The 10,460-nt window shown below is 69.5% G+C and carries 12 protein-coding genes; 4 read left to right on the forward strand and 8 right to left on the reverse strand.

Features of this window, described 5'->3' with window-relative positions; all coding sequences use genetic code 11:
* Positions 1–47 precede the first annotated feature (47 nt).
* Positions 48–410, reverse strand: a complete 363-nt coding sequence (locus tag ACFO27_RS06855; protein WP_376816667.1) for a protein tyrosine phosphatase family protein — start codon at positions 408–410, stop codon at positions 48–50.
* A complete protein-coding gene (locus ACFO27_RS06860) occupies positions 401–1,294 on the reverse strand; it encodes a ChbG/HpnK family deacetylase (protein WP_376816668.1) in 894 nt (297 codons plus the stop codon). Before ACFO27_RS06860 ends, ACFO27_RS06855 begins: the two co-directional genes overlap by 10 nt.
* Between ACFO27_RS06860 and ACFO27_RS06865 the strand changes: the two genes are divergently transcribed.
* On the forward strand, positions 1,254–1,646 hold the full coding sequence (locus ACFO27_RS06865; RefSeq protein WP_323026256.1) for a GtrA family protein: 393 nt from the start codon (positions 1,254–1,256) through the stop codon (positions 1,644–1,646). The two genes, ACFO27_RS06860 and ACFO27_RS06865, sit on opposite strands and share 41 nt — an antisense overlap.
* Here ACFO27_RS06865 and ACFO27_RS06870 read toward each other — a convergent pair.
* Both ACFO27_RS06870 and ACFO27_RS06875 read right to left on the reverse strand, forming a co-directional pair.
* Positions 1,606–3,252, reverse strand: coding sequence for an ArnT family glycosyltransferase (locus ACFO27_RS06870; protein ID WP_376816669.1), 1,647 nt, complete (start codon positions 3,250–3,252; stop codon positions 1,606–1,608). The two genes, ACFO27_RS06865 and ACFO27_RS06870, sit on opposite strands and share 41 nt — an antisense overlap.
* Positions 3,249–4,358, reverse strand: a complete 1,110-nt coding sequence (locus tag ACFO27_RS06875) for a glycosyltransferase family 2 protein (protein ID WP_376816670.1) — start codon at positions 4,356–4,358, stop codon at positions 3,249–3,251. The genes ACFO27_RS06870 and ACFO27_RS06875 overlap by 4 nt, the downstream gene beginning before the upstream one ends.
* Before the next feature lie 178 nt (positions 4,359–4,536).
* Here ACFO27_RS06875 and ACFO27_RS06880 point away from each other — a divergent pair, with 178 nt between their 5' ends.
* Genes ACFO27_RS06880 through ACFO27_RS06890 form a run of 3 tightly spaced genes read left to right on the forward strand, consistent with a single transcriptional unit; the run spans position 4,537 to position 6,733 of the window.
* Entirely contained in the window at positions 4,537–4,959 is a 423-nt protein-coding gene (locus tag ACFO27_RS06880) for a group III truncated hemoglobin (RefSeq protein WP_376816671.1), read from the forward strand.
* Complete coding sequence (locus tag ACFO27_RS06885) at positions 4,937–6,241, forward strand: NnrS family protein (protein ID WP_376816672.1); 1,305 nt, start codon at positions 4,937–4,939, stop codon at positions 6,239–6,241. The genes ACFO27_RS06880 and ACFO27_RS06885 overlap by 23 nt, the downstream gene beginning before the upstream one ends.
* 42 nt (positions 6,242–6,283) lie before the next feature.
* Positions 6,284–6,733, forward strand: coding sequence for an RrF2 family transcriptional regulator (locus ACFO27_RS06890; RefSeq protein ID WP_376816673.1), 450 nt, complete (start codon positions 6,284–6,286; stop codon positions 6,731–6,733).
* A 10-nt stretch (positions 6,734–6,743) separates the two neighbouring features.
* Here the strand turns inward: ACFO27_RS06890 and ACFO27_RS06895 are convergent, their stop codons facing one another.
* The 4 genes from ACFO27_RS06895 to narH are packed head-to-tail and all read right to left on the reverse strand — an operon-like array spanning position 6,744 to position 10,455.
* Entirely contained in the window at positions 6,744–7,490 is a 747-nt protein-coding gene (locus tag ACFO27_RS06895) for a peptidylprolyl isomerase (RefSeq protein ID WP_376816674.1), read from the reverse strand.
* A 19-nt stretch (positions 7,491–7,509) separates the two neighbouring features.
* Entirely contained in the window at positions 7,510–8,196 is a 687-nt protein-coding gene (gene narI, locus ACFO27_RS06900) for a respiratory nitrate reductase subunit gamma (protein WP_376816675.1), read from the reverse strand.
* Positions 8,197–8,206: 10 nt separating this feature from the next.
* Positions 8,207–8,905 (reverse strand): nitrate reductase molybdenum cofactor assembly chaperone, encoded by a 699-nt coding sequence (gene narJ, locus ACFO27_RS06905; protein WP_376816676.1) that lies wholly within the window; start codon positions 8,903–8,905, stop codon positions 8,207–8,209.
* 8 nt (positions 8,906–8,913) lie between these two features.
* Positions 8,914–10,455 (reverse strand): nitrate reductase subunit beta, encoded by a 1,542-nt coding sequence (gene narH / locus ACFO27_RS06910; RefSeq protein ID WP_376816677.1) that lies wholly within the window; start codon positions 10,453–10,455, stop codon positions 8,914–8,916.
* Between the last annotated feature and the right edge of the window lie 5 nt (positions 10,456–10,460).

Below are 10,460 nucleotides of genomic sequence, written 5' to 3' on the forward strand. Positions count from 1 at the left end.
ACGGGAGACATCAGCATACCTGCTGGCTCTCCGAAATGACAGTCGGATCAGCCCTGGGTTTGATCTACGCCATATTCCCGGGCCGCGAGGAACAGATTCGTGCAGCGCGCGCCCGAGCGGCAGAAGGCCAGCACCGGCGCCGGCAATTCCCGCAGCAGGCCGGCGAACTCGGCCACGTCGGCGGCCGTGATCGCGCCGCTGATCACGGGCTGGTAGCGCGCCTGCAGTCCGGCGTCCCGGGCCGCCCGCAGCACGTCGTCGGACAGGGGCTGCTCGGGGCCGCCCTCGCCGTCCGGACGGTTGATGATGACGGACTTGAATCCCGCGTCCGCCAGGGCCCGCATGTCATCGGGCTGCAGTTGGGGCGCGACGGAGAAATCGGGAGTCAGGGTCTGGTAGGTCAGGGGCATATTGCTTCCTTGGCGCAGCGCGGCGCGCCTTCGATCGTCAGGTGATGTTCCGCCAGCAGCCGGCCCATCAGCGGGCCCGCCAGCACCTCGTGTTCGGCCTGGCGCTGCGCCGACAGGCCGTCGGCGCCATCCGCGCCGAGCGCGGGATGGCACATCAGCACGTCGCCGTCGCGGCACGACGCCAGCCAGCGGCGCATCCAGCCCTCGTAGGCCGGGACGCCGCCCTGGAAATCATACACGCCCAGGAAGCCGGGATTGAGCGCATGGCCGCGCGCGGCCGCCCGCCGCCGCAGGCCGGACGCCCCCAGCCCGGCGATGACCGCGGCCTTGAAGCGCAGGCGCGGCGGCAGGCCCGCCATGCGGGACCGCCCGACGTCGCGGATCCAGGGGCTGCCATTCCGGGGCTCGGGCAGCGCTTCGAGCAGCGCATCGCGGATGCCCGGCAGCTGATGCACGTGCTGGTGGCCGTCGACGTAGTCGGGTTCACGGCCCGTGATGTCCCGGAACAGCGCCAGTTGCCGCCGCACGGCGGCGCGCACGGCATCGCCGGGCAGCCGCCCCAGCCAGGCGGTCCGGATCAGCGTCCCCAGGGGCAGGCACGGGCCGGGCTGGCCGAAGGATTCGGTGAAATTCAGATGCAGGCCGATCTGCAGCCCGGACGCCAGCAGGGCCCCCGTGTCCCGGCGCGCGGCCGGACCGTCGACCAGCAGGCTGGTGGCCGACAGGCGGCCGCGCCCGGCCAGCGACAGGATGCCGGCGTTCACCGCCGGGTTCATCCCGAAATCATCGGCGCACAATACAATGCGCCGGTATCGTTGCCCCGCAGGTTGTGAATCCGGATCCATGTTCAAGAAGCTCGCTGCCCAGATCGGCTGGTTCGTCATTGTAGGCTGCGCGGCGGCGGCCACCCACTGGGCGGTCGCCGTGGCCTGCGTATCCCTGGGCGGCCTGGCGCCGCTGGCCGCCAACGTGGTCGGCTGGCTGGTGGCGTTCGGCGTGTCCTTCGCCGGCCACTACCACCTGACCTTCCGCCTCCAGCGCGCGCCGCTGCGGCGCGCGGCGGCGCGGTTCTTCCTGGTATCGGCGCTGGGCTTCGCCGTCAACGAGGCCGCCTACGCCGCGCTGCTGCGCCTGACGGCGATCCGCTACGACGTGCTGCTGGCCCTGGTACTGATCGGCATCGCCGGGATGACCTTCATTCTGGGGCGCTACTGGGCGTTTCGCCGCAGCCATTGACGGTCTCGGCGGCCGGGACGCGCCACAGGCCCATCTTGCGCGTCCGCGCCAGGGGCTCGCGGCCCGACAGCGCCGGATAGCGGTCGGCCTCGTCCAGCCAGGCCAGCAGCCAGGTCGTCGCATGGCCCGGATCGCACAGGTAGGCCTGCAGCCGCTCCGGCGACCAGAGCCGGTCGGCGCCCCGGTCGGGCGCGAAGCCGGCGGCGTCGGCCAGCTCGCGGCGCCAGTCGTCGCCCCGCATGACATGCGGATCGTCCCAGCGGGTGACCGCGATGACCGGATCGCGCCAGCCGGCGTACATCGGCACGTCGTAGGCGTACTGGCCGAGCATCGCCAGGCGGTCGCCGGGCGCCGCCGACGCCGCCAGCGCCTGGGCGAGGCTCTTGGTGCTGCGCTGCGGGAACAGCACCAGCGCCGCCACGGCCAGCAGGCACAGGCCGGCGGCCACCAGGGCATGCCGCACCAGGCTGCGGCCCGCGCCCGGGGCGTTGGATTCTTCCCGCTGCTCGAAGGTTTCCTGGATGAACCAGGCCAGCGGCGGCAGCACGGCGATCACGTAGCCGACCAGCTTCGAGGCGGGAATCGAGAAGAACACCAGCACCACGGCCAGCCAGGACAGCATCAGGCCGCGCAGCACGCGACGGTCGACCTGTTCGATCCGATGGGCGGGCGGCACGAACGCCGTCTGCAGCGGCCCCCGGGGCTGGAACCAGCGCCACAGCTGGATCGACCAGGGCAGCGTCAGGCCCAGCACCACTGGCACGTAGAACCAGAACGGGTGCGGATTGTTGAAGCCGGTCTCGAGGAAGCGCCGGAAATGCTGGTAGACGATGTAGTAGTCGAAGAAGCCGGGGTGGCGCGCCTGCATGACCGCCATCCAGGGCAGGGTCAGCGCCAGGAACAGCAGGATGCCCGGCCACCACAGCAGGCGCCCCAGGGCGCGGTACTGGCGCCGGCCCAGCAGCCAGAAGAACAGCACCCCGCCCGGCAGCACGATGCCGATCAGGCCCTTGGCCATGAACCCGGCCGCCGCCGCCGCGTACATGGCCGCCAGCGACCCCGCGTCCGGACGCAGCTGCTCGCGGCGGAACACCGCGTCGGCGCCCGCCATCACGGTCAGGCCCATCAGGGCGGCCACCAGCATGTCCAGGTTGGCGTAATGCGCCGCACCGAACAGGAAGGGCTGCACCGCCAGGATCAGGGCCGTCCGGCCCGCGGCGCGGCCGCTGGCGTAGCGGCGCAGGAAGACGTAGAAGACCGTCACCAGCGCCGTGGCGGCCAGCACCGAGCACAGCCGCCCGGCCCAGGCGTTGTCGCCGAACAGCGCCAGGGACGCCGCCGTCAGCCAGTAGAACAGCGGCGGCTTGTGGAAGAAGGGCAGGCCATCCAGGCGCGGCGTCAGGTAGTCCCCCGAGGCCAGCATGTGCCAGGCCACCCCGACATAGCGGCCCTCGTCGGGCAGCAGCAGCGGGTACGCCCAGGTCGTGGCCGCCAGCCAGAGGAAGGTGAACAGCGCCACCCAGGGCCAGGCGCGCCGGGCCCGCAGGCGCTGCCAGAGGGATTCGCCGGCGTCCACCAGCCGCGCTCCGAAAACGGGAAATTTCATGCCTGGCGTTCTCCCGGCGAAAGCGGATCGGCAACCGCCCGCGGGGCGTCCGCATCGGCCGCGGCGGTCCCCGCGTAGCGCGGCGGCGGGACTTCCAGCCCGGGCCGGGGACCGGATCCGCCGGAGCCGCCTCGGTCAGGGCCGCCGCGATCGGGGCCGGCGCCGTCCAGCCCCGTCCCCGCGCGCTCGCGCAGCAGGTAGACGGGCCGTCCCTTGACCTCGGTGAAGATGCGGGCGACGTATTCGCCCACCACCCCCAGCGACATCAGGTTGACCCCGGCGAAGAACAGGATCACGGTGATCAGGCTGGCCCAGCCGCGCACCGCGTCGCCATAGAGCAGGTGGGACACGATGATGAACAGGCCGTACAGGAAGGCCAGCAGCGACACGCAGGCGCCCAGCAGGCTGAGCAGGCGCAGCGGCCAGGTGGTGAAGGCCGTCAGCCCGTCCACGGCGAAGCGCAGCAGCTTCAGGGGCCGGAAGCGGCTGACGCCGTGCAGCCGCTGGGGCGGCGTGTAGGCCATGGCCTCGGACTGGAAGCCGACCCAGGCGAACAGGCCCTTCATGAAGCGGTCGCGTTCCGGCAGCCGCTTCAGGGCGTCGACCACGGCCCGGTCCATCATGCGGAAGTCCCCGGCGTTGGGCGGCACGCCCAGGCCGTTCGAGGTGCGCATCAGGGCGTAGAACAGCCGGGTGCCGATGCGCTTGAACCAGGTCTCGTCGTCGCGCGTGGCGCGCACGGCGTAGATCATGTGCGCCCCGGCGCGCCAGCGCGCCAGCATCGCGGGGATCATGTGCGGAGGATGCTGCATGTCGGCGTCCAGGCAGACCACGGCGTCGCCGCGCGCCACGTCCAGCCCGGCGGTCAGGGCGGCTTCCTTGCCGAAGTTGCGCGACAGGCGCAGATAGACGATTTCCGGATGCAGGCTGGTCCAGTGGCGCATCAGTTCCGGGGTGCCGTCGGTGCTGCCGTCGTCGACGACGATGATTTCCGGCACGCAGTCCTGGCGCGCCAGCATGGCCAGCAATTCCGGCAGCAGCACGCCCAGGTTGGCCTGTTCGTTCAGGCAGGGGATGACGCAGGACAGGGTGACGGGTTCGGACATGGTGGGGAAACGCCGGCAGCGCGGGGCGGGGGCGCAATCCAGGAAAACGGAGGACGAAGGAAGACTCCGATCATAACTGAACGCCGTGCCCGGCGGCCATGCGGATCCTCGCGAAATTTTGCGGTTCTTCATGAAGATACCTATAATATGAATCTTTGAAATCCCGACCCGCCGCCGCATGGAAGACACTCCGGTCTGTACCGAGGACGAGATCACCACCCTCGTCCACCATTTCTACCGCCGCGTCCGCCAGGATGCGGTCCTGGGGCCGATCTTCGACGCCCACATCGACGACTGGGACGAGCACCTGGAACGCATGGTGCGCTTCTGGTCGTCGCTGCTGCGGCGCACCGGCACCTACAGCGGCACGCCCATGCCGCGCCACGTCGCCCTGCCGGGCCTGGACGGCCCGATGTTCGTGCGCTGGCTGGACCTGTTCCGCGACACGCTGGACGAATTCGACAACCCGCCCTTCACCGCCCAGGCGGAGGACTTCGCCCGCCGCATCGCCCGCAGCCTGTGGTACGGCTACCAGATCAGCCACCAACCCGACCAACCCGTGACGGAGTTCGACGCCCATGTCCCGCCTGCTCAATATTGAGGAACCGGCCGCCGCCGCGCCGCGGCCTTCCATGACGGCCTTCCTGGCCCTCGGATTCCGGCCTCTGTACCTGGCCGGCGCCGCCTGGGCGCTGATCTCGATCGCCCTGTGGATCTTCGCCCCGCAGGTGCTGGACGGCCCCCTGCCACTGGTCTACTGGCACGCCCACGAAATGCTGTGGGGCTTCATCATCACCATCGCGGTCGGCTTCCTGCTGACCGCCAGCGCCACCTGGACCGGCTTCAATCCCCTGTCCGGCCGGCCCCTGGGCCTGCTGTGCCTGCTGTGGGTCGTGGCCCGCATCGGTTTCCTGGCGGGCGGACTGCCGGGCTTCTGGATCGCCACGGCGGCCGAGCTGCTGTTCTTCCTGGCCGCCGCCATCAGCCTGATGCGCGTGATGGTCAAGGGCCGCAGCCGCCGCAACTACGGACTGCCGGTGGTGATGCTGGCGCTCGGCGCGGCCGACCTGCTGTACTTGCTGGCGGCCTTGCGCGGCGACTACGTGCTGCTGATGCAGCGCTTCGATCTGGGCCTGATCGGCATGGCCGTGATCGCCCTGCTGATCGCCCGCCGCGTCATTCCCTTCTTTTCCATGCGCATGGTCCAGGGCCTGCAGATCCCCATGCTGACCCGCTCCGGCCACGTCCAGATGGTCTTCAGCGCCCTGGCGCTGGCGGCCGGCGTGCTGATGCAGATCGTGCCGCCCGCCCAAGGCGGGCCGGCCTTCCTGCCGCTGTTCATGGCCGCCAGCCTGGCGCTGACCGGCCTGATCAGCCTGGGCCAGCTGCTGGCCTGGCGGCCGCTGGCGGTCCTGCGCAAGCCCATGCTGTGGATCCTGTACCTGGGCTACGCCTTCATCGGCATCGGCCTGCTGGCCGCGGCGGTCCAGGTCAGCGGCCTGCTCGACCCGTCGCTGCTGCGCGGCATGCTGGCGCGCAGCGCCACGCACGTCCACCTGATCGGCATGGCGGGCTTCTGCATCCTGATCATCGGCATGCTGACCCGCACGGCCCTGGGCCACCTGGGGCGCCCGCTGGCCCTGGACCGCAGCATGCTGGCCAGCTACTGGCTGATGGTCGCCGCGGTCGTCTTCCGCCTGGCCGCGCTGTGGCCCTCGGCCGCCAGCCAGTCCCTGCTGCACCTGGCCGCCTGCGCCTGGATCCTGTGCATGGGGCTGTACCTGTGGCGCTTCGCGCCGATGCTGATCCGCCCCCGGCCGGACAAGCCCGCGCCCGCCGTCGCCCCGCCCCGGGCGGCCGCCCAGCCGGCCCAGGCGCGTTGACGCCCGCGCCGACCCAGAGCCCGCCTTGAGCCAGAGCCCGACATGCGCCTGACCAACATGAGCGACTACGCGGTGCGGCTGCTGATCTATCTCGGCAGCCACCGCGAACGCCTGTGCACGATCGCCGAGATCGCCCAGGTCTACGGCATTTCCGAGCCGCACCTGATGAAGATCACGCACCGCCTGGCCCAGCGCGGCTGGATCCGCACCGTGCGCGGCAAGAACGGCGGCATGGAACTGGCCCACGAACCCGGCGAGATCCGCCTGGGAGCGCTGATCCGCGACATGGAAAACGATTTGGCGCTGGTCGAGTGCATGGGGGCCGACAACCACTGCATCCTGAGCGGCTGCTGCGGCCTGAAGCCCATCGTCGCGGGCGCGATGAAGGCCTTCATGGATCATCTGGACGCCCATACCCTGGCCGACGTGATCCCCCCCGTTCCGCCCGCCGCGATCCGCATCGCGCCCGAGCGCGTGGCGGCGCGGGCCTGAAACTTAAGCCCTATTGCACCAGCGGCGAATCCGCGCCCTGCATGGGGATGCCTTCGATGCGGGCGGCCCCGACCAGCTGCTGCAGGTACTGGTGCACGGCCCGCCGCCGGCTGGATTCCTCCAGCCAAGCCGCCAGCCGTTCGCGCACGGCATCGAACGGCAGCGCACGGCCTTCGGCCTTGCGGCCGGTGCGCACGATGTGGAACCCGAAGCGGGTCTCGACCAGTTCGCCGCCCAGGGTGTATTCGGGCAGGGCGAAGACCGCCCGCTCGAATTCCGGCACCATCTCGCCGCGCGTCAGTTCACCCAAGGAGCCGCCCCCGGCTCCGGAGGGACAGTTGGAATAGGTCCGGGCGAAGGCCGCGAACGATCCCAGGCCCTCGCGGTGCAGTTCGGCCAGCACGCCGTTGGCCCGGGCGCGCAGCTTCTGCACGTCCAGGCCGGAAGTGGCCTGGAACAGGATGTGCCAGGCCTCGACCAGGTCGCCTTCGCGGAATTCGTCGGGATGCTGCTCGTAGTAGCGCCGGCAGCTGGCCTCGTCCGCCTCGGGTGTCCGCACGTCGTGGGCCAGCACGGATTCGAGCAGCGCGGCATCGTCCTCGGCCGACAGGTCCAGTTCGGCGGCGCGCTGGCGGCACAGGGCGCGCAGCACCAGCTCCTGGCCGGCGGCCAGGCGGGGATTAGCTTCCCGCTGGTGGCGCGGGACCTCGGCCAGGATGTCGGCCTCGGTGATGAGCGTGTCGTTGACGGTGATCATGCCTCGTGTCCCGGTTCGCTCAGCGCGGCCGCACGATCTGCCAGGCCCGCGTCAGGTACGCGACCGAGGCGAAGCCCGACCACACATGCACCAGGCGGGTGAAGGGGAAGATCACGAACAGCGTCATGCCCAGCACCATGTGCAGGCGGTAGACATCGGGCACGCCTTCCATGGCGCCGACCGCGCCGCCGCGGAAGGTGACGATGCGCTGCGCCCAGTCGCCCAGCTGGATCATCACCGCGCCGTTCGTGTGATGCACGGACGTGAAGATCGTGGCGATGCCCATCACCAGCACCAGCAGGATCCACAGCAGCGTCACCCAGTCGGACAGGTTGGAATTGTGGGCCAGGCGGATCTCCGACCAGCGGCGGTGGATCAGCAGCAGCAGGCCGATCAGGCACACGACCCCCAGGACCGCGCCGACCACGATGGCCATCATCTGCTTGAACTCCGTCGTCACGCCGAAGGCGTGGTAGACCGCCGGCGGCGTCAGCAGCCCCACCAGGTGGGTGAAGAACAGGGAAATGATGCCGATGTGGAACAGGTTGCTGCCCCAGCGCAGCGATCCCCGGCGCAGCAGCTGGCTGGAATCGCTCTTCCAGGTGTACTGCTCGCGCTCGAAGCGCAGCAGGCTGCCCACGAAGAAGACGGTCAGCGCGATGTAGGGATAAACCCCAAAGAAAAAGAGATCGAGCGTGGCTTTCATGGGAGTCTCCTCAAGCCTGGCCGCCGGCCGGACCGGCCTGGCGGGAACGGGGCGGATGGAACACGATGGGCTGGACGCCGTCCCCGCGGCCCGGGCGGCGCATGAGCAGGGGTTCGGTGCCGTCGGCCTCGGGGCCGAAAGTGATCAGGGTCTCTTCCATGTCCCCTTCGGGGGGATCGGGCAGGACCTCGGGCTGCACGTCGGTCATGGTCCGCAACTGGGCGAACAGGCAGGCATAGGGACTGCCCGCTTCCGCCAGCTTGTCACCCAGCCGGGCCAGCACGTGGATCGCGTCGCCCAGCAGGTCCTCGGCCGCCTGGGACGGGATCTGGCCGAGGAATTCCAGGAACAGCGGCACGTAGTCCGGCAGTTCCGTGGTGGCGGGCTCCAGCCCGTGCTTCAGGTATTCGTTGCGCAGATCGACCATGGCCTGGCCCCGGTCGCGGGACTCGCCGTGGACGTGCTCGAACAGGTGCAGGGAATGGGCGGAGCGGCGGTCGAAGGTGGCGACGTACTGTTCCTGAAGATCGATCAGGTCGGTGTCCTGCTCGAGGAAGGCGAACAGGGGAGCCAGCCGGGCGCGCGCCTCGGCCGGCAGGTCGGCGGACAGTTCCGGCAGGGCGTCCAGCCATTCCTGCTCGGGATAGCCGAGCAGGACGGACAGGACGGAATAAACCGGCGCCGTACGGGAAGTCGTGATGGTATCCATGCGTCCCCCTAGGCCGTGCGGGCCGGGTCGAGGAACACCACGCTCGGCTTGCGCTTGTTGCGCGGCTTGCCGAACAGCGAACCCTCGGACGTGCCGCCCGAGCAGCCGTTGCCGAAGGTAAAGCCGCAGCCGCCCCGGATCTCGAAGGCGTTCTCGGCGTTTTCCCGGTGGGCGGTCGGCACCACGAAGCGGTCCTCGTAGTTGGCGATGGCCAGGTAGCGGTGCATGTCCTCGACCTGGTGCAGGGTCAGGCCGACCTGGTCCAGGATGTCGTGGCGTTCCTGGCGGTCCACCGAGCGCGCCCGCATGAAGGCGCGCATGCCCAGCAGGCGCTCCAGCGCCGTGGCGATCGGCGCCTCGTCGCCGGCCGTCAGCAGATTGGCCAGGTAGCGCAGGGGGATGCGCAGGGACTGCACGTCGGGGATTTCGCCGAACGCGCCGATCTGGCCGCTGTTGGCGGCGGACTGGATCGGCGAGAGCGGCGGCACGTACCACACCATGGGCAGGGTGCGATATTCCGGATGCAGGGGGAAGGCGATCTTCCATTCGACGGCCATCTTGTAGACCGGGGAATTGCAGGCCGCGTCCAGCCAGTTTTCGGGAATGCCGTCGGCCAGGGCCTGGCGGCGGACTTCCGGGTCGTACGGATCCAGGAACAGGTCCAACTGCGCCTGGTACAGATCCTTTTCATGCATCGTGCTGGCGGCGGCCTCGATGCCGTCGGCGTCGTAGAGCAGCACGCCCAGGTAGCGGATCCGGCCCACGCAGGTCTCGGAACAGACCGTGGGCATGCCGGCCTCGATGCGCGGGTAGCAGAAGATGCACTTTTCCGCTTTGCCGGACTTCCAGTTGTAGTAGATCTTCTTGTACGGGCACCCGGACACGCACATGCGCCAGCCCCGGCACTTGTCCTGGTCGATCAGGACGATGCCGTCCTCGGCGCGCTTGTAGATCGAGCCGGACGGGCAGCTGGCCACGCAAGTGGGGTTCAGGCAGTGCTCGCACAGGCGCGGCAGGTACATCATGAAGGTGTTTTCGAACTGCCCGTAGATGTCCTTCTGCACCGCCTCGAAGTTGTAATCCTGCGAGCGCTTGGCAAACTCGCCCCCCAGGATTTCCTCCCAGTTGGGCCCCCACTCGATCTTTTCCATGCGCTGGCCGGTGATCAGGGAACGCGGCCGCGCCACGGGCGGCGTGGTGCGTTCCGGGGCCTTCTGCAGGTAGTCGTAGTCGTAGGTGAAGGGCTCGTAGTAGTCGTCGATCTCGGGCAGGTTCGGATTCGAGAAGATGCGCGACAGCAGGCGCAGCTTGCCGCCCTGGCGCGGCTCGATGCGGCCGTTGTCGCGGCGGCGCCAGCCGCCGTTCCAGCGGTCCTGGTTTTCCCAGTCCTTGGGGTAGCCCACGCCGGGCTTGGTCTCGACGTTGTTGAACCAGGCGTATTCCATGCCCTCGCGGGACGTCCAGACGTTCTTGCAGGTGATCGAACAGGTATGACAGCCGATGCATTTGTCCAGGTTCAGGACCATGGCGACTTGCGCGCGGATTTTCATGTGCC

Origin of the sequence: Castellaniella denitrificans (assembly GCF_042653765.1) — a bacterium.
Lineage (GTDB): Bacteria > Pseudomonadota > Gammaproteobacteria > Burkholderiales > Burkholderiaceae_B > Castellaniella > Castellaniella denitrificans.